Source organism: Streptomyces sp. TOM-9 (assembly GCF_056858595.1).
Genome location: NZ_JBXEQB010000001.1, coordinates 3,964,468 through 3,983,786, shown reverse-complemented (window position 1 = coordinate 3,983,786; position 19,319 = coordinate 3,964,468). Strand labels below are relative to the sequence as shown.

The window sequence follows — 19,319 nt, the reverse complement described above, 5'->3', positions numbered from 1 at the left end:
CGGGGCGGAGGGAGCGCCGCCGGGAGCGGCCGGCCCCTTCGCCGTGGCCGCCGTCGCCATCGTGGCCGCCTAGCCGGCGTACGCCTTGGCGGCGTCCGCTTCCAGCTTGGCCTGCGTGCCGGCGACGTCGGAGGGGTTCCTCAGGAAGTCCTGCAGGTCCTTCCACTCGCCCTTGCCCGCGGTGCCGCCGAAGGCCGCCGGGGCCTGGTCGGACATGTCAAAGCGGAAGTCGTCGCCCGCCGCGACCAGGCCCTGGGCGATCGAGCGGGAGACCTCGTCCGGGTACGCCGACAGGTCCAGCGACTTGTTCGGCGAGACGAAGCCGCCCGAGGAGGCCCACACCTTCGCCGCGTCGGTGGAGGCGAGGAAGGTCAGCAGCGCCTGCGCGCCCTTGGTGTCCTTCAGCGCCACACCGACGTCACCGCCGCTGACCACCGGGGCCTTGCCGGAGCCCACCGCGGGGAAGGGGAAGACCTTGGCGTCCTCGCCCACCTTCGCCTTGGTGTTGTCGCCGATGAACGCGCCGACGAAGTCGCCCTCGTAGACCATGCCGGCCTTCGGCGGGTTGCCGGTGAAGGTCTGCGTCACGGACTTCGGGAAGTCGGTCTTGAGCGCACCGCTCTGCCCGCCGGCGATCAGGTCCTTCTTGCCGAAGAGCTGGGCGAGGGTGGTGAGCGCGTCCTTCACCGAGGGGTCGGTCCACTTGATCTTGTGCTCGGCCAGCTGGTCGTACTTCTCCGGCCCGGCCTGGGAGAGGTAGATGTTCTCGAACCAGTCGGTGAGGGTCCAGCCGTCCGCCCCGCCGACCGATACCGGGGGAGTGCCCGACTCGAAGAGGGTCTCGGCGGTCTGGAGGAAGTCGTCCCAGGTGGCCGGAGGTTCGGAGACCCCGGCGTTCTCGAAGGCCGCGGTATTGTACCAGACCAGCGACTTGTTGGCGGCCTTGGCGTAGACGCCGTACTGCTTGCCCTCGTACGCGCCCAGGTCCTTCCAGCCCGTGGTGAAGTTCTTGTCGAGCTGCGCCTGGACGTCGGAGGAGAGCGGCTTCAGCCAGCCCTTCTGCGCGAACTGCCGTAACACTCCGACCTGCGGGAGGAACGCCACGTCCGGCGGCTGGCCGCCCTCGATCTTCGTACCGAGGAAGGTGGAGACGTTGTCGCCGGTGGGCACGAAGCCGACCTCGGCCCCGGTGCGCCGGGTGAACTCGTCCAGCACCTTCTGGAAGTTCTTCTGCTCCGGTCCGGTCCACACCGCCGCGACCTCGAGCTTGACGCCCTTGAGGTCCGGCAGCGAGACGCTCCCGCCGCCACCGGAACTGCTCCGGCCCCCACCGGGGTCGCCCTTGTCGTCGTCGCCTCCGCCGCACCCGGCGGCCGTCAGCGCCAGGGCGGCCGTCGCCACGGCGGCGATGACCGCTTCGCGTGTACGTCGCGTGCGCCTGCTGGATGTCCGCATCTGCCTGCCCATCCCCTCAGCGCGGACCCGCGCCGCGGTGGCAGCCCGCCGCATGGCCGTGGCAGCTGCGCCGGGCGTCCCGTCCCCGCGTCATCCGCTGTTCCGCGTTCAGTCCTACGCCCTGTCTGATAACCGCCGCAATAGCGCCTCAGCGCACGGCGGTTGGATCGTGACCTTCATGTGACCGGCGGTGCGGCCGGCGCAGGGGACCGGGAGGGCTCAGAGCAGCGGCGGCACCGGATCGGCCGCCGCGGACTCCGCGGCACGCTGCAGGGCACTGGCCAGCAGGGCGAGGTCGGTGGGGCCGTTGCCCAGTTCGCGGACCGGGCGGCGGGTCGGCGGATCGCCCATGCGCTCCCATTCCAGCGGGACCACCGTGGGCCGCAGGGTCGCCGTACGCGGGATCCGGCCACTGACCCGTCCGGCCTGGAAGGCCGTGACCGCTCCGTCCGGCCGGCGCAGGTAACCCCGGCCCGGCAGGGCGTCGTCGACGGTCGCCGGCTCCTCGACGGCGACCAGCAGCGCGGCCGACTCCGGCTCCTCGGTGCGCAGCGCGATCCGCAGCCGCGCCGCGTCGTCGGTGTCGGTGCCCGCGGTGCGCTCCGGGCGGCCGGTCGCGGCGACCAGGTGGACGCCGAGACGCTCACCGTCGCGCGCCACGCCCTCCAGGGCGCGGACCACCGAGCCCGCGGCGGGCCGGCCGGGACTGCCCAGTGCGGGAGCGACCAGGACGTCGAAGTCGTCCACCACCACGACCAGCCGGGGCAGCGGCTCGGTGGTGCGGGTCCGTACCCGCACCGCGCCGCGCACCTGCGGGTCGGCGGCACCGGCCGGGGCGTGGCCCGGCTCCACCTGGCGGGGCACGGCGGGCAGTCGGCGGCGCTCGTGCCACTGCGCGAAGTCGCCCCCGTCCAGCAGCTCGTCACGGCGCCTCAGCTCCGCCGTGAGGGCCTGCGCGAACTCGCGCATCCGCACCGGGTCGGAGGCGGACAGATAGGTGGAGACGTGCGGGAGGTCGGTGCAGGTGCGCAGCCCCTCGCCGCGCTCCGACCCGGCGCCGTCGACGAGGACCAGGGCCAGCCGGTCCGGCCGCTCGCCCGCGGACAGGGCGGCGGCCACCGAACGCAGCAGTTCGGTCTTGCCGGCGCCCGCGGCGCCGCCGACCAGCAGGTGCGGCCCCTCGGCGACCAGGTCGACCAGGACCCGGCCCTCCGGGCCGGCGCCCAGGACCGCCGCGGCGGCGCCGCCGGAGGGAGCGGGCTCGGCCCAGCGGGTCGCGATCTTCGCCGGGGTGGCGAGGGCCAGGTCCAGTTCGTCCAGCAGCCGGGCCGTCGGCGGCAGCGCGGAGCGCGTACGCCGGGGCGCGGCGGCGTCGCCCTCGCGCAGCGGAGCGAGGGCGCGCGCGAAACGCTCGGCCCAGGCCGCCGACACCGCCTCCATGGTCATGTGCTCCGGGCCGTGCGGCTCCATCCGCAGCGTCGTCGCGACGTCGCCCTCCAGTACGGCGACGGCACCGCACCCGGCGGCCAGCCGCTCCGGGCTCTCGGCCAGGCACAGCAGGTGCACCCCGACCGACGGCCCGGCGGCCGCGATGCGGCCCGCGGCCTCGCGCAGATAGGCCGAGCCCGGGTCGCCGTCCACCACCAGCAGGGTGTACGGGCCCTCGCGGCGTGCCGCGGCCTCGGCCACCTCCTCCGGGGAGGCGGTCGCCCAGCCCGTGCCGAGCGGGCCCTCCTCGATGCGCCGGACCACCTCGGAGACGCGGGCCTCCGCCTGCTCCCGGTCCGTGGCGGTGAGCAGCCGGCAGTCCTGGCCGTGCGCCGGGCGCAGATGCGGCAGCCAGTTCAGCCACCCCCACTCCTCGGCCCGCTGTTCGGCGGGACGGGAGCGGTCGGCGTTGACCAGGACGACCTCCAGCACGCCGGGCGGGTGCAGGGCGCACAGCTGGGCGATCACCGCCCGGGCCAGCCCGGACAGCCTCGGGCGCGGTCCGGCGAGGCCCAGCACATGGGTGTGCGGGTCGCGCAGGTCGACGGTGAACGGCACGGCGGGCAGCGTCCGGAAGCCGTCCTCGGCGGTCAGGTCGGCGGTGCCGAGCCGGACCGTGAGCAGGTCGGGATGGCCGAGGGCGCGCTCCCACAGCCGCGGGCCCGGTCCGAGCGCGGTGAGCAGGACGGCCGCGGGATCGGGCCAGCGCTCGCGCAGCGCGGCGGCGTCGGCCTGGTCGTACGTCGCCGCGCCGCCCCCGGGGCCGTCGGCGCCCGGGGCGCCGCGTCCGGCCGCCAGGCGCCTGGCCCAGCCCCCTATGGCCCCGGCCATCCGGCTGCCGGCCTCCGCGGCCTTCCCGCCGCCGCGGCGGCCCTGGGGCAGCGCGACCGTGCGGGTCTGCTCGGACAGGCCGCGCTGCGGGGTGTCCCGCCGGGCCGGGGTGTCCGGCGCGTCCTGCGCCGGCCCCGGTCCGGGCGCGGGAGCGGCGAGGGCGTCCACGCCCACGTTCCCGGCGCCGGTGCCGGTGGTCGTCGGGCCGTCGGCGGGCGCCGCGTCCCGGGCGGCGGGCCGCTCCCCGGTGCCGTCGGCGGGACGGGCGGGACGCCAGGTCGCCACGGGGCCGCTGTCCGGCCAGGAGGTCGGGGGGAGGGTCACCTGGAGGTGCCCCTCGGCGTCGGGGACGGCGGGGATGGAGGCGGGCGGCGGGGGGACGGCCGAGCCCGGGGGTGCCGGCTCCAGCCGGAGGGTCGACTCGCCGATCCGCAGCAGCGTGCCGGCGGGGAAGGGGACCGCGCGCTCGCCCACGGGAGCGCCGTCGAGGGTGGTGCCGTTGGTGGAGCCGAGGTCGGCCACGGTGACCCGGCCCTCGCCGTCCACCGTGATGGCACAGTGCAGCCGCGAGACGTCGGGGTCGTCCAGCGGGACGTCCGCGTCCGCGGACCGGCCGACCCGGATCCGGCCGCCCTGCAGCAGGTGGACGCCGCCCGCGTCGGGTCCGCCGACGACGTGCAGCCGGGCGGCGGCCGAGGGGCGGCCGCCGTCGTGCCCGTCGGCGGGGGAGTGCAGCGACAGGACGGCGCCGTCGAGCAGGGGCGGCACGCCGAGGACGGCGGTGGCCGGGTCCAGGCGCTCGGTGCCCGCGTACAGCGGGGGCGTGGACTTGCCGGCCCGCGCGGGCTGGCCGGAGCCGCCCGAGCCGGACGCGAGGGCTCCGGCCACGGCACTCAGGGGAGTGCCCGCGGGCGCGGTGACCAGCACGTCGCAGGAGCGCGCCGCGCGGCCGCCGCGCGGCCCGAGAACGGTCAGCCGGATCTGCATCTCCGTCCACGGTCCCTTCTGCCCGGATCCACCGCGGTGCGGGCCCCCGACCCCACCCCGCCGTGCCCGGGACGTCGACACGTACAAGAACGGACCGGCGGGCTCCCCTCGCCCGGCTGACCCAGCCGGCTCGGCGATGCGCGTTCCGCGACACGCATCCTCCCACCCGCCGCCGACAGCTCGCCGCCGGTGCCCACCTTTGCGATCTTGAATGGTCAGCATTGGGCGGAAAGAGCAACCAAACGACCGTACCCAGCGTCCTAACCCCACACCCGCCCCGTACCGGAACGCAGCCCCGCTCCCACGTGGCGGCACTACAGTGGGCGAAACAGGCCACGGACCAGGCCAAGATCCAGGGAGCGCGAACGTGCGGCCGGTAGGCAGCAAATACGAACTGGTGGAGCCGCTCGGGCGCGGAGCCACGGGCACCGTGTGGCGGTCGCACGTACGGGACACCGGCGAGACCGTCGCGATCAAGGTGCTCAAGGAGGAGCTGGCGGGCGATCCCGACATCGTCATGCGCTTCCTCCGGGAGCGGTCGGTCCTGCTGAGGCTGCGCCACCCGCACATCGTCCGGGTCCGCGACCTGGTCGTGGAGGGTGAGCTGCTCGCCCTGGTGATGGACCTGGTCGAGGGTCCCGACCTCTACCGCCACCTGCGCGAGAACGGCCCGTTCTCGCCGGTCGGCGCCGCCCTGCTGACCGCCGCCGTGGCCGACGCGCTGGCCGCCAGCCACGCCGACGGCGTGGTCCACCGCGACCTCAAGCCCGCCAACGTCCTGCTCGCCACCGTCGCCGGCCCGGACGGCACCCAGCAGATGCACCCGATGCTGACCGACTTCGGCATCGCGCGGCTGGCGGACTCGCCCGGCGTCACCCGCACCCACGAGTTCGTCGGCACGCCCGCCTACATAGCGCCGGAGTCGGCCCAGGGCCGTCCGCAGACCTCCGCGGTGGACATCTACGGCGCCGGCATCCTCCTGTACGAACTGGTCACCGGCCGCCCGCCGTTCCGGGGCGAGAGCGCGCTCGAAGTGCTGCACCAGCACCTGAGCGAGGAGCCGCGCCGTCCCTCGACCGTGCCCGAACCGCTGTGGACGGTGATAGAGCGCTGCCTGCGCAAGGAGCCCGGCGAGCGGCCGAGCGCGGAGAACCTGGCGCGCGCCCTGCGCGTCGTCGCGGCGGGCGTGGGCGTGCACTCCTCCCCGGCGCAGTCCGAGGCGGCGCTCGGCGTCGCCGCGCTGCTCGCGCCGGACCCGGCCCCGGCCACCGTCCCGGACACCCCGCTCGTCCCGCCGGGCACCGCCGACCCCACCCAGGTGCTGCCGAACCGGTCGCCCGTCGGCGCGTACGACGCGTACGACCCCAATGCCGCCACCAGCGTCCTGCCCGCCTCGGCGGGGGGCGCCGCCGATGCGACCCGGGTGATCCCGGGCGGCTCGGCACCGACGGCGTCCGGCGACGGCACCCGCGTGATGCCGCCGGTGCCGGACGGGCCGCCGGACTCCGGTGTCCCGCAGGGCCCGCATCCGTGGGAGTCGCAGCTCAACCGCGCCCGTGCGCGCGCCGAGCAGACCGAGATCCAGTACCTGGACCCGGAGCAGGACCCGCTGCGCCGCAGGCCGCGCCGGCAGCCCGCCCAGCAGCCGCAACAGCCGCAGCAGCCTCCCCAGGCGTACCAGCAGCGGCCGCAGCAGCCCCCTCAGTACCGGCAGCCCTCGCAGCCCGCCTACGCCCCGCAGCCGCATCCGCAGCAGTACGGCCAGCAGCCGCAGCCCCAGCCCCAGCAGTACGCGCCGCGGCCGCAGCAGCCCGCGCCGCGCTACGAGCAGCCGCAGCACCAGCGGTACGAGCCGCAGCGCCCGCCCGCGCCCGAGCCGGCCCCGCACCGCGAGCCGCGCCCCCGCAGCGCCAACCCGATGAAGATCCCGGGCCTGGGGTGCCTCAAGGGCTGCTTCACGATGATCGTCGTGCTGATCGTGATCTTCATGCTGGCCTGGTACCTCACCCCCCTGCAGGACTGGCTGAACACGGGCAAGGGCCTGTGGGACACCGTGACCGGCTGGATCAGCGAGGCGTGGAACTGGGTCTCCACCATCGGTGACACCGCCAACAGCGCCCCGGACGTCCCGAACGTCCCCGGCGGCAACCAGTAGCGGCGTGCGGCGGCGCCCCCGGCCGGGGGCGCCGGCAACCGAGCGCGCAACTGGGCGGGCCGGGGCGGCGGATGACGTGGCGCCACCCGTGCGCGGGGCCCGGTTCCGTCAACGCCGAGCGGTACGCCGTCACCTCTCCGATCCGCCGATGTTGGTGATTTGTCGACTTCTGGAGGGTGATTTCTCCCGGAGAAGCCGCACTCACCCCTGACAGGTTCCCCCAACCGGCTCGCATCCGCGTAGCTTTGTCGCCAACACGACGGCACGTCGGAGGAGTCGGAGCAGCCTTGGGACGGAAGATCGGCAGCCGGTACACCGCGCACCAGGTGCTGGGGCGGGGTTCCGCCGGCACGGTGTGGCTGGGCGAGGGCCCCGAAGGCCCGGTCGCCATCAAGCTGCTGCGCGAGGACCTCGCCTCCGACCAGGACCTCGTCGGCCGCTTCGTGCAGGAGCGCACGGCCCTGCTGGCGCTCCACCACCCGCACATCGTCGGCATCCGCGACCTGGTGGTCGACGGTTCCGACCTCGCGCTCGTCATGGAACTCGTCCGCGGCACGGACCTGCGCTCCCGGCTGGAGCGCGAACGCAGGCTCACCCCCGAGGCGGCCGTGTCCATCACCGCGGACGTCGCGGACGGCCTGGCCGCGGCCCACGCCGCGGGCGTTGTCCACCGCGACGTCAAGCCGGAGAACGTCCTGCTGGACTCCGCCGCCCCGCCCGGACCGGGCGGGGCGCCCCCGGCGCTGCTCACCGACTTCGGCATCGCCCGGCTGGTCGACTCCCCGCGCCGCACCCGGGCCACCCGCATCATCGGCACCCCCGACTACCTGGCACCGGAGATCATCGAAGGTCTGCCGCCGCGTGCCTCCGTCGACATCTACGCCCTCGCCACCGTCCTGTACGAGCTGCTCGCCGGCTTCACTCCGTTCGGCGGCGGTCACCCCGGCGCGGTGCTGCGCCGGCACGTCACCGAGTCCGTCGCGCCGCTGCCCGACCTGCCCGACGAGCTGTGGCAGCTGCTCTCCCAGTGCCTCGCCAAGGCCCCCGCCTCCCGGCTGAGGGCGGCCGAGGTCGGCGCGCGGCTGCGCGAGCTGCTGCCCGCGCTCGCCGGGCTGCCCCCGCTGGAGGTGGACGCGCCCGGCGACCACCACGGCGAGGATGCGTACGACCGGGAGCCCGGTTCCGTCGCCGAGCCGTACGACCCGCCGGCCGGCCAGCCACGTGGTGCCGTGCCCCTGGTCCGCGGCTCCGCACCCGACTCGACGCGCGACACGCACACCAGCATCAAGCTGCCCACCGCGGAGGAGCTGGCCGGCGGCGGGGCCGCCGCGATGCCCGGCCAGCGCGCCCGGCACCGCCACCGGGCCGTCCCCGACGCGCTCCAGCGCCGCCGCGTCAAGATCGGCGCCGCGGCGGCGGCCGCCCTGGTCGTCGGGCTCGGCGGCTGGGCGATCGCGGCCTCCGGCTCCGACGACGACGGCGGCTCCAACAGCCGGGAGGACAAGCCGTCCGGGCAGGCCTCGACCACCCCGACCGCCCCCACCGGCGCCGCCGCCTCCCCGCAGGGCGCGGTCAGCACCCCGGCGGGCACCGCCGAGGACGCCGCGCTGCGCTGGTCCGGCTACACGGCGCTGCCCCACTTCCCGGACCACGACGTCCACCCGGTCGGCGGCCCCCGCGCGATCTCCGTCTCCGGTACGACGTACGTGTTCACCCGGGGCAGCGACAAGAACGTCTGGTACCTGGTCTCCGGCACCTGGCACCGGCTCACCGGGATAAGCGTCGCCGACGACCCCTCGGTCGTCTCCTCGCGCGCCGGGCAGCTGGACGTCTTCGCCCTCGGCACCGACCACAAGGTCTACCGCCGCACCCTCAGCGGCGGCGCGTGGGGCGACTGGTACCAGGTCGACCAGCCCGCCCGTTTCACCACGACCCCCGCCGCCGCGTCCTCCGCGCCCGGCCGGATCGACCTGGTCGGCTGCTCCGGCGGTGACCTCGTCACCTCCTCCTGGGTCGACGGCCGCTGGAACGCCTGGGCGCTGGTCCCCACCGCGGGCCGGGTCACCGCCGCCCCCGGGCTGGTCTCGGCCGCCTCCGGCACCCTGGACGCCTTCGCCGTCCGCAAGGCCGACGGCGCGGTGCTGCGCCTGCCGTACGTGAACGGCGCCTGGCGCCCCTCCGAGATCGTCACGGGCCTGGACGCCACGGGCCGCCCCGAACCCGCCGTCTCCGGCGGCCGGCTCTTCGTCCTCGCCCCCGCCGACGACGGGGCCCTGGCCGCCGCCGTCTCCGACGGCGGCACGTGGACGCCGGTGCCGCTGTCCGCCAGCACCCCCTCCCACCCCGGTCTGACCACGGCGGACGACACCCTGACCCTGTACCTGCGCCGCGCCGACGGCACGCTCGCCCACGCGTCGGCCCCCGTCCCCGTCTGAGCGGCGCGGGACCTCCCGGCCGGTGGGCCGGGCCGCCCCGGCTCACCGGCACGGCAATGCGCGGCGTGCCGGTACGCTGGGGGACGTGGCAGTCCTGGATGTATCCGAAGAGCTCAAGTCCCTCTCGTCGACCATGGCCTCGATCGAGGCCGTTCTGGACCTCGACAAGCTGAGGGCCGACATCGCCGTGCTCGAGGAGCAGGCGGCGGCCCCGTCGCTGTGGGACGATCCCGACGCGGCGCAGAAGATCACCAGCAAGCTGTCGCACCTGCAGGCCGAGGTCCGCAAGGCCGAGGCGCTGCGCGGCCGCATCGACGACCTGGGGGTGCTCTTCGAGCTCGCCGAGGCCGAGGACGACGCGGACACCCGCGCCGAGGCCGAGACCGAGCTGGAGTCGGTGCGCAAGGCGCTGGACGAGATGGAGGTCCGCACCCTCCTGTCCGGCGAGTACGACGCCCGTGAGGCGCTGGTCAACATCCGCGCCGAGGCCGGCGGTGTCGACGCCGCCGACTTCGCCGAGCAGCTGCAGCGGATGTACCTGCGCTGGTCCGAGCGGCACGGCTACCCGACCGAGATCTACGAGACCTCGTTCGCGGAAGAGGCCGGCATCAAGTCCACCACCTTCGTGGTGAAGGCGCCCTACGCCTACGGCACCCTCTCCGTCGAGCAGGGCACCCACCGCCTGGTGCGCATCTCGCCCTTCGACAACCAGGGCCGCCGCCAGACGTCCTTCGCGGGCGTCGAGGTGCTGCCCGTCGTCGAGCAGAGCGACCACGTCGAGATCGACGAGACCGAGCTGCGCATCGACGTCTACCGCGCCTCCGGCCCCGGCGGCCAGGGCGTCAACACCACCGACTCCGCGGTCCGGATCACCCACATCCCGACCGGCATCGTGGTCTCCTGCCAGAACGAGCGCTCGCAGATCCAGAACAAGGCCAGCGCGATGAACGTGCTGCAGGCCAAGCTGCTGGAGCGGCGCCGCCAGGAGGAGCAGGCCAAGATGGACGCGCTCAAGGGCGACGGCGGCAACTCCTGGGGCAACCAGATGCGTTCCTACGTCCTCCACCCGTACCAGATGGTCAAGGACCTGCGGACGGAGTACGAGGTCGGCAACCCCCAGGGCGTCCTCGACGGCGACATCGACGGCTTCCTCGAGGCGGGCATCCGCTGGCGCAAGCAGCAGGAGCAGGGCGCCGGCGTCTGACGCGTCGTCAACGTCCCGGAACTCCACGACTGCCGCCCATCGGGCGGCAGTCGTTGCGTTCCGGGGCGCCCGAGCCCGCACACGGGCGTGTGCGGACGGTCCGGCCCGGGTGCCGACGGTGCCACCCGCACCGTCGTCGGCGGCAGCGGATCGGTCACCCAGGGTCACGGCAACGCGAGCCGGACGGGGTGCCGTCGCGACTCTCTTCGTCCGGTCGGTGCCGGTTTCCGCTTGATGCCGCGCCTGACCGGCTGCGGCCACCACGCCGCGCCGGGAGGCTCACGCCCGGATCCGGGGGCCCCTGTGCGTCCACGGGAGCCCCGCAAACGCCACGGGGGCCCGCAGCGCCGATGCGCCGCGGGCCCCCGTGCTTGCTGTCTGTGTACGCCGTGCTACACGGCGGCCTCGTGCACCACCCACGCCACCGCGAGCAGGGCGACCAGCAGGGCGATCAGTGCCGCCGGGGAGATGGCCGCGAAGGGGTTCTCCTGCTGCATGCGGGCGCGGTGGGCGCGGCAGACCGCACAGCGGCCCTCGCTGACGGGGCCGGCGCAGTTGGCGCACACCAGTCGGTCGACTGTCATGCGGTGGCCTCCTCCCAGGCGGCCTGGCGGCCGCTCCATGAACAACGCGCGACAGGGGCGGTACGTTCCCGAGCCCCCCGACCACTGTGCCAGTTCCCGGGACGCTCGGCGCGCCCCGCGTGATTCCTGCGACTCCGAAGAGTGACGCATGTGGCCAATGCCTGCTTTGTCCCCCCGTGGTCGATGAATAAACCCGTCATCCCGGACCGCGGACTGCGCGGGCCGCGGCCATTCGCGTAAGGTCGCCTCCGATCCCCTGTATCCGGAGTGCGACCGTGATCCGATTCGACAACGTCACCAAGACCTACCCCCGGCAGAACCGTCCTGCACTTCGGGACGTGTCGCTGGAAATCGAGAAGGGTGAATTCGTCTTCCTGGTGGGCTCCTCCGGCTCCGGGAAGTCGACCTTCCTGCGGCTGATCCTGCGCGAGGAGCGGACGGACACCGGCATGGTGCACGTCCTCGGCAAGGACCTCGCGCGGTTGTCCAACTGGAAGGTGCCGCAGATGCGGCGCCAGTTGGGCACCGTCTTCCAGGACTTCCGCCTGCTGCCCAACAAGACGGTCGCGGAGAACGTGGCGTTCGCCCTCGAGGTGATCGGCAAGCCGCGCGGCACCATCCGCAAGACGGTCCCCGAGGTGCTCGACCTCGTCGGCCTCGGCGGCAAGGAGGACCGCATGCCGGGCGAGCTGTCCGGTGGTGAGCAGCAGCGCGTGGCGATCGCCCGGGCGTTCGTCAACCGCCCGATGCTGCTGATCGCGGACGAGCCCACGGGAAACCTCGACCCGCAGACCTCCGTGGGCATCATGCGGCTGCTGGACCGCATCAACCGGACCGGCACCACCGTGGTGATGGCCACCCACGACCAGAACATCGTCGACCAGATGCGCAAGCGCGTCATCGAGCTCGAGAAGGGGCGACTGGTCCGCGACCAGTCCCGCGGCGTCTACGGCTACCAGCACTGAGCCTGGGCCCCGCCCTGCACACCGCAGCCTTCTGAAAGGACAACATGCGCGCCCAGTTCGTGCTCTCGGAGATCGGCGTCGGTCTCCGGCGCAACCTCACCATGACCTTCGCGGTCATCGTCTCCGTGGCCCTCTCGCTCGCGCTCGCCGGCGGCTCGTGGCTCGCCCGCGAGCAGGTCGACTCGATGAAGGGCTACTGGTACGACAAGGTCCAGGTGTCGATCTTCCTCTGCAACAAGAACGACGCCAAGACCGACCCCAACTGCACCAAGGGCGCGGTCACCGAGGAGCAGAAGCAGGACATCGAGAAGCAGCTCAAGGCGCTGCCGCTCGTGGACAAGTACTTCCACGAGAGCGCGGAGGACGCCTACAAGCACTACAAGGAGCAGTTCTCCGACTCGCCGCTGGCCGACTCGCTCACCCCGGACCAGATGCAGGAGTCGTTCCGGGTCAAGCTCAAGGACCCGACGAAGTTCCAGGTGGTGGCGAGCGCCTTCCAGGGCCGTCCCGGCGTCCAGGAGGTGCAGGACCAGAAGGCCCTGCTGGACAACCTGTTCGGGCTGCTCAACGGCATGACGCTGGCCGCGCTGGTGGTGCTGGCGTTCATGCTCGCGGTGGCGATGATGCTGATCGTCAACACGGTGCGCGTGTCGGCCTTCAGCCGCCGCCGGGAGACCGGGATCATGCGGCTGGTCGGCGCGTCCAGCTTCTACATCCAGATGCCGTTCATCATGGAGGCCGCGTTCGCCGGTCTGGTCGGCGGTGGCCTGGCCTGTCTGATGCTCCTCGTGGGCCGCTACTTCCTGATCGACCACGGCCTCTCGCTGCAGACCAAGGTGCCGCTGATCAACTTCCTCGGCTGGGGCGAGGTGGCGCAGGTGCTGCCGCTGGTGCTGGTGGTGGGCATGCTGATGCCCGCGCTGGCGGCCCTGATCGCGCTGCGCAAATACCTCAAGGTCTGATCCGCGCCAAGGGCGCTGTACGGCCAACTTTCCGTACAGCGCCCGCTTCTCGCCTAGACTGCCCGACGTGCTGAGCCCACGTCCGCCCGGGAGACCACGCCGCCTGCGCCGTGCCGCGGCGCTGACGCTGGTCTTCGGCGCGGTCCTGGCGACGGGTGCCGCGGCGGGTTCCTTCGGGGACCTCGGCGGGGAGCGGCGGACGCCGTCGCACTCCCGCATCCCGGCCGGCACCGTCGCCGACACCGACGAGATCGCCGAGGCGATCGCGGAGGGCAAGGTCGGCGCGCAGGCCGCGCAGGCCCTGGTCAGCCGTAGCGGCGACCGCTGGTCCTCCTTCTACACGGCCCAGGAGTACGAGGGTTTCCAGCAGTCCCTGGACGGCCGGTACGTGGGCGTCGGTCTGTGGGTGCGACGCACCGAGGACGGCCGGATCGGCATCGACCGCGTCCAGTCCGGCAGCCCGGCCGCCCGGGCCGGGGTGCTCGCCGGGGACCGGCTGATGAGCATCGACGGCACGGAGGTCACCGGCCGTCCCGTCACCGAGGTCGTCGCCCGGCTGCGCGGTTCCGACGCGGCCGGCACCGCCGTGGCCTTGGGCCTGCGGCGCGGCGCGCGCTCCTGGACGGTCTCCCCGCGGCGCGCCCTGCTGCCGACGGAGTCCGTACGGGTCCGGCACGTCCCCGGCGGCGTCAGCGTCGTCAAGGTGGACGCCTTCACCAAGGGTGTCGCCGGGCAGGTCCGCAACGCCCTGGCCGGCCGGCCGGGACACAAGGGCATAGTCCTGGACCTGCGCGGCAACTCCGGCGGCCTGGTCACCGAGGCCGTCGGTGTGGCCTCCGCGTTCCTGGACGGCGGCCTGGTCGCCACGTACGACGTCCACGGCAGGCAGCAGGCGCTCTACGCGGCCGACGCCGGCGACACCGACACCCGGCTCGTCGTGCTCGTGGACGGCGGCACGATGAGTGCGGCCGAACTGCTCGCCGGCGCCCTGCAGGACCGCGGCCGTGCCGTCGTCGTGGGCTCCCGCACCTTCGGCAAGGGCTCGGTGCAGATGCCCAGCCGGCTGTCGGACGGCTCGGTCGCCGAGCTCACCGTCGGCCACTACCGGCTGCCCGCGGGCCGCCGGGTGGACGGCCGCGGGGTCGAGCCCGACCTGAAGGTCACCGGTGGCGCGGACGCCGAGTCCGAGGCCCTCCAGGTGCTGGACGGTCTGGGCACGCCGGCCCGCTGACCGGCGCGCAAACCGGTACCCCCCGGCCCCGCCGAGGTGCGAGAATGGCCGCGCTATGGCAAAGGAAACGGGTCGCAAGCTGATCGCGCAGAACAAGAAGGCGCGGCACGACTACCACATCCTCGACACCTACGAGGCGGGCCTGGTGCTCACCGGCACCGAGGTGAAGTCGCTGCGCCAGGGACGCGCTTCCCTGGTCGACGGCTTCGGCCAGCTCGACGGGGGCGAGGCGTGGCTGCACAACGTGCACATCCCCGAGTACACCCAGGGGACGTGGACGAACCACTCGGCGCGGCGCAAGCGCAAGCTGCTGCTGCACCGGGAGGAGATCGAGAAGCTCTTCCAGAAGTCCCAGGAGACCGGTCACACGATCGTGCCGCTCTCCCTGTACTTCAAGGACGGCCGGGCGAAGGTCGAGATCGCGCTGGCCAAGGGCAAGAAGGACTACGACAAGCGGCAGACCCTGCGCGAGAAGCAGGACCGCCGCGAGGCCGACCGGGCCATCTCGGCGGCGCGCCGCCGGCAGCGGGGCGACTGACCCCCGGGAAATGCGCTGGCCTCCGTGTACGTCGGTCACGTACGATGGCGTCAGCACCACCGGGCCGTGACGGCCCGGTGAGCAGTTTGAAAAATCAACATGGGGATGATCGGTTTCGACTGGGGATGTCGAAGCAGGGGAAGCGAGCCGAGAAAGCGGCAATGATCTCGTAAACCATATGCCGAAAACAATAATCGCCACTTCTAAGCGCGATTCCTCCGCCTTCGCTCTCGCTGCCTAATTAGCAGCTAGCGAAGACTCCGCGGAGTGTCAGCCCGGGGCTGTTCCCGACCCGGATCCTGGCATCAGCTAGGGGACTAAACCACTGAGTCCGGCCACGGGGCTCGGTGGGAAACCAAACAGTGGCTGGGCCCGTCGGCGGCTTGTCCGCGTGACTGCCGGGGCCGAGAAAAGCACAGCGGACTGCGCTCGGAGAAGCCCTGATTCTGCACCACAGGACGCGGGTTCGATTCCCGCCATCTCCACTGACCCAACGGAAGGCGATGCCTGCCGCGCACTGCGCGGCAGGCATCGCCTTCCGTCGTTTCCGGGGCCCGTCGCCTCGCCGCACGGCGCCCCGCCCGGCTGACGGCCGGTAGGTCAGGCCCGGCGACGGGCCGTCCGCAGGGAGGCCGCCGCGACCAGCGCCGCGGTGGCCGCGGCGACCGCCGGTATCGCGTACGCGGGGACCGCACCCCGGTGCTCCACGACGGACCCCGCGGCGAAGGAGCCCGCGGCGATGCCGCCGAGGAGGGCCGTGACGGCCAGCGTCATCCCCTCGTTGAGGCGGCCCGGCGGGACCCGGCGCTGGATCAGGGCCATGCCGTTGATCATCGTGGGCGCGGTGGCCATGCCCGCCAGCAGCAGCGCGGGGGCCAGCAGCCACAGGCCGCCGAGGGCCGCCGCGGGCAGCGGGCCGAGCATGAGGGCGGCCATCAGGGCGACGCTCGCGGCGAAGCGGCCCTCCGCGCCGCCACGGGGCCTGCGCAGCCCGTACAGCAGGCCCGCGGCGCACGAACCCGCCGCCTGGAGGGCGAGCACCGCCCCGGCGGCGCCGCGGTGCCCCTGGGAGTCGGCGAAGGCGATCGTGGTGACCTCCAGGGCGCCGAAGACCGCCCCCGTCGCCAGGAACGTCAGCAGTACCGCCGGTACCGCGGCCCGCAGGGCGCCCGCCCCCGGTCCTGCGGTGGCCCGCGGCACCGGCGGCGGTTCGGTGCCGCGCTGCGCGGCGAAGATCAGGATGCCGCCGAAGAGCAGCAGCGCCCCCGTCAGCGTGCCGGCCTCGGGGAACAGCGAGGTGCACAGGAAGGCCGCGAGGACCGGGCCGAGCATGAAGCAGACCTCGTCCGCCGCCTGCTCGAAGGAGTTGGCGACGTGCCGGCCCCGCTCGTCGTCCCGGTACAGGTGCGCCCAGCGCGCCCGCGCCATGCCTCCTGTGTTCGGCGTCGTCGCGGTGGCGGCGTACGCGGCGAACAGGGTCCAGGCCGGGGCGTGCAGCCGTACGCACACCACCAGCGCGAGCGAGCCCAGCGCGGCGAGCCCCGCGGCCGGCACGGCCACCCGGGCCTGGCCGTGCCGGTCGGTCAGGCGCGCGGTCCAGGGGGCCACCACGGCCGTCGCGGCGAGCCCGGTGGCGGTGACCGCCCCGGCCAGCGCGTACGAGCCGTAGCCGGCCGCGATCATGACGACCGCGCTGACGCCGAACATCCCCATCGGGAGCCGGGCCAGGAGGTTCCCGGTGGTGAAGGCCCGGGTGCCGGGCAGGGCGAAGAGCCGCCGGTAGGGGGCGGCGAAGGCGAGCGCGGTCATGCGACCACCCTCCCGGCGCGTCCCCGGCGCGGTCCAACACCTGATCAGCGCCCATTGACGCGTTCCCGTTGTCAATCGCGGACGTGTTCAATGGGCGGATGCCGCACGCCATCGACCCGCGCCTGCTGAGGGCCTTCACCGCCGTCGCGGAGGAACTGCACTTCACCCAGGCCGCCGCCCGCCTCCACGTCGCCCAGCAGGCGCTGAGCCGGGACGTCCGGCGCCTGGAGCGGGAACTGCGGGCCGAACTGTTCGTGCGGACGACCCGCTCGGTGCGGCTGACCGCCGAGGGGGAGCGGCTGCTGCCGTACGCCCGGCGCGTGCTCGCCGCCCACGACGAACTGGCCGCCGCCTTCGCGCCCGCCGGCCGTCCGCTGCTCGTCGACATCGGCGCGCCGGTGGGCACCGGCCACCGGGTGCTGGCCGCCGCCCGCGCCGCCGCGCCCGAACTCGAGCTCACCGCGCGCTTCCACGGCGGGCTCACCGGCGCCGCCGCGGGGATCCTCGCCGGCCGCCTGGACGTCTCCTTCGGCCGGGCGGCGGGCCTGGCCCCCGCCGTGCTGGACCGGCTGGAGCACCTGCCGGTCCGCTACGAGCGGATGGCGGTGCTGCTCCCCGCCGGCCACCGGCTGGCCCCGCTCGCCGAGGTGCCGCTCGACCGACTCGCGGGGGAGTCGCTCTACGCGGCCGCCGGGAACCCGGACACCGCCGAGTGGACGGATCTGGCCCGGCGCCTGTTCCGGGGCCGGGGCATCGCCGTCGCCGCGCCCTTCCCCGCCATCGACGGGCCGGAGGAGTTCGTCCGTCTGGTGCGCAAGCACCGCTGGCCCGTCCTGGCCAGCACCGAGTTCATCGACCTGCCCGGCTTCGTCCTGCGCCCGCTCACCGGCCCCGTACCGCTCGCCCCCGTCTCCATGGTGTGGCGGCGCGGACTGCGCCACCCCGCACTGGACGTTCTGCTCCGCGCCGCGCGCCGGCTCGCCGCGGAGGACGACTGGCTCACCGTGCCGGACGGCGCCTGGCTGCCGGAGCCGGACGCCCGCGTGATGGCGCCCCCGGCGCTCACACCGGGCCCGCGCACCGGGTGAGAGCAAGGTTGCGTGGCGGTCACCTCAGGCCATCGGGAGGAAACGCGCCGTTCCTACCGTCGTGGGCATCACCCGACGAGCGACATCAGGGCCTGGAGGCGTCATGACTGCCGCGAGCACCACCGCACGCAAGGGCGGCCGCTGGATCGAACGGTGGGACCCTGAGGACGAGGGGTCCTGGGAGAACGGCGGCCGGCGCGTCGCCCACCGGAACCTGCTCTTCTCCGTCCTGTCCGAGCACGTCGGCTTCTCCGTCTGGACGCTCTGGTCGGTCATGGTGCTCTTCATGGGCCCGGAGTACGGCATCGACCCCGCCGGGAAGTTCTTCCTGGTCGCCATGGCCACGGCGGTCGGCGCCCTGGTCCGCGTCCCGTACACCTTCGCCGTCGCGCGCTTCGGCGGCCGCAACTGGACCGTCCTCAGCGCGCTCATGCTGCTGCTGCCGACGATCGCCGCCGCCGTCGTCATGGAGCCCGGCACCTCCTACGGGACCTTCCTCGCCGTCGCCGCGCTGACCGGGGTCGGCGGCGGCAACTTCGCCTCCTCCATGACCAACATCAACTCCTTCTTCCCGCTCCGGAAGAAGGGCTGGGCCCTCGGCCTGAACGCGGGCGGCGGCAACATCGGCGTGCCGGTCGTCCAACTGGTCGGCCTGCTGGTCATCGGCACGGCGGGCGCCGGCCACCCGCGGCTGCTGCTGGCCGTCTACATCCCGCTCATCGTGGTCGCCGCCACGCTGGCGGCCCTGTACATGGACAACCTGGCGCCCGTGCGGAACGACATCGGCGCGGCCGCCGAGGCGGTGAAGGACGGCCACACCTGGATCATGTCCTTCCTCTACATCGGCACCTTCGGGTCCTTCATCGGCTACAGCTTCGCCTTCGGGCTCGTCCTGCAGAACCAGTTCGCCCGCACCCCGCTGCAGGCCGCGTCCATCACCTTCGTCGGCCCGCTGCTCGGCTCGCTGGTCCGCCCGGTCGGCGGACGGCTCGCGGACCGCTTCGGCGGCGCGCGGATCACCCTGTGGAACTTCCTGGCGATGGCCGCCGCCACCGCCGTGATCGTCCTCGCCTCGGCACAGAAGTCCCTGGCGCTGTTCTCCGGCGCCTTCGTCGCGCTGTTCATCCTGACCGGCCTCGGCAACGGCTCGACGTACAAGATGATCCCGGGCATCTACGCCGCCAAGGCCGCCGCCAAGGGCCTGACCGGCGAAGCCGCGGCCTCCTACGGACGCCGGCTGTCCGGCGCCGCGATGGGCCTGATCGGCGCCGTCGGCGCGCTCGGCGGCCTCGGCATCAACCTCGCCTTCCGGCAGTCCTTCCTCACCCGGGGCACCGGCACCCCGGCCTTCGTCACCTTCCTGGCCGTCTACGCGGTCTGCTTCGCCGTCACCTGGGCCGTATACCTGCGCAGGCCCGCACCGGCCCCCGCCCCGGCGGCCGGGCCCGGTGCCGGGGCCGAGCCGGAGCCACGGCTGTCCTACGCGCAGGTGTAGCCCCGGCGAACTGCGTAACAACGGGGAAATGCCGGTGAACCGAGACCGTCACCGGGGCTTGGAACCATGCGCGCAACGGGGCGCACGACTCC

The 19,319-nt window shown here is 73.8% G+C and carries 13 protein-coding genes, 1 other RNA gene and 1 pseudogene; 11 read left to right on the top strand and 4 right to left on the bottom strand.

Annotated elements, in window-relative coordinates; translation table 11 throughout:
* Positions 1–69: 69 nt before the first annotated feature.
* Entirely contained in the window at positions 70–1,455 is a 1,386-nt protein-coding gene (locus tag AC1VWI_RS18545) for an ABC transporter substrate-binding protein (protein ID WP_499512129.1), read from the bottom strand.
* A 219-nt stretch (positions 1,456–1,674) separates the two neighbouring features.
* Entirely contained in the window at positions 1,675–4,761 is a 3,087-nt protein-coding gene (locus AC1VWI_RS18540) for an FtsK/SpoIIIE domain-containing protein (protein ID WP_499512128.1), read from the bottom strand.
* 367 nt (positions 4,762–5,128) lie between these two features.
* Here AC1VWI_RS18540 and AC1VWI_RS18535 point away from each other — a divergent pair, with 367 nt between their 5' ends.
* From AC1VWI_RS18535 to prfB, 4 genes and pseudogenes are all read left to right on the top strand, one after another.
* Positions 5,129–6,916, top strand: a complete 1,788-nt coding sequence (locus tag AC1VWI_RS18535) for a serine/threonine-protein kinase (RefSeq protein ID WP_499512127.1) — start codon at positions 5,129–5,131, stop codon at positions 6,914–6,916.
* Positions 6,917–7,203: 287 nt separating this feature from the next.
* A pseudogene (locus AC1VWI_RS18530) lies at positions 7,204–8,448 on the top strand (serine/threonine-protein kinase); the annotation flags it as partial.
* Positions 8,449–8,523: 75 nt separating this feature from the next.
* Positions 8,524–9,351, top strand: coding sequence for a DUF8189 domain-containing protein (locus AC1VWI_RS18525; RefSeq protein ID WP_499516847.1), 828 nt, complete (start codon positions 8,524–8,526; stop codon positions 9,349–9,351).
* 85 nt (positions 9,352–9,436) lie between these two features.
* Positions 9,437–10,555 (top strand): peptide chain release factor 2, encoded by a 1,119-nt coding sequence (prfB, locus tag AC1VWI_RS18520; RefSeq protein WP_499512126.1) that lies wholly within the window; start codon positions 9,437–9,439, stop codon positions 10,553–10,555.
* A 392-nt stretch (positions 10,556–10,947) separates the two neighbouring features.
* Here prfB and AC1VWI_RS18515 read toward each other — a convergent pair whose 3' ends face one another.
* A complete protein-coding gene (locus AC1VWI_RS18515) occupies positions 10,948–11,139 on the bottom strand; it encodes a hypothetical protein (protein ID WP_326575680.1) in 192 nt (63 codons plus the stop codon).
* A 275-nt stretch (positions 11,140–11,414) separates the two neighbouring features.
* Between AC1VWI_RS18515 and ftsE the strand changes: the two genes are divergently transcribed.
* The 5 genes from ftsE to ssrA all read left to right on the top strand — a co-directional run bounded on the left by ftsE (position 11,415) and on the right by ssrA (position 15,323).
* Positions 11,415–12,104: a cell division ATP-binding protein FtsE gene (gene ftsE / locus AC1VWI_RS18510; protein WP_018564091.1), complete on the top strand. Its 690-nt coding sequence runs from the start codon at positions 11,415–11,417 to the stop codon at positions 12,102–12,104.
* A gap of 44 nt (positions 12,105–12,148) precedes the next feature.
* The gene (ftsX, locus tag AC1VWI_RS18505; protein ID WP_499512125.1) at positions 12,149–13,066 is read left to right on the top strand and encodes a permease-like cell division protein FtsX; all 918 of its coding nucleotides are present in this window, start codon (positions 12,149–12,151) and stop codon (positions 13,064–13,066) included.
* 67 nt (positions 13,067–13,133) lie between these two features.
* Positions 13,134–14,297 (top strand): S41 family peptidase, encoded by a 1,164-nt coding sequence (locus tag AC1VWI_RS18500; RefSeq protein WP_499512124.1) that lies wholly within the window; start codon positions 13,134–13,136, stop codon positions 14,295–14,297.
* A 55-nt stretch (positions 14,298–14,352) separates the two neighbouring features.
* Positions 14,353–14,835: an SsrA-binding protein SmpB gene (gene smpB / locus AC1VWI_RS18495; RefSeq protein WP_499512123.1), complete on the top strand. Its 483-nt coding sequence runs from the start codon at positions 14,353–14,355 to the stop codon at positions 14,833–14,835.
* 101 nt (positions 14,836–14,936) lie between these two features.
* Positions 14,937–15,323, top strand: a transfer-messenger RNA (tmRNA) gene (gene ssrA, locus AC1VWI_RS18490).
* A gap of 112 nt (positions 15,324–15,435) precedes the next feature.
* On the opposite strand, the gene AC1VWI_RS18485 is transcribed toward ssrA, so the two are convergent.
* Complete coding sequence (locus tag AC1VWI_RS18485; protein ID WP_499512122.1) at positions 15,436–16,644, bottom strand: MFS transporter; 1,209 nt, start codon at positions 16,642–16,644, stop codon at positions 15,436–15,438.
* A 98-nt stretch (positions 16,645–16,742) separates the two neighbouring features.
* Here AC1VWI_RS18485 and AC1VWI_RS18480 point away from each other — a divergent pair, with 98 nt between their 5' ends.
* Both AC1VWI_RS18480 and AC1VWI_RS18475 read left to right on the top strand, forming a co-directional pair.
* Entirely contained in the window at positions 16,743–17,732 is a 990-nt protein-coding gene (locus tag AC1VWI_RS18480) for a LysR family transcriptional regulator (RefSeq protein WP_499512121.1), read from the top strand.
* Between the two features lie 103 nt (positions 17,733–17,835).
* Positions 17,836–19,227, top strand: a complete 1,392-nt coding sequence (locus AC1VWI_RS18475) for a nitrate/nitrite transporter (protein ID WP_499512120.1) — start codon at positions 17,836–17,838, stop codon at positions 19,225–19,227.
* Positions 19,228–19,319 lie beyond the last annotated feature (92 nt).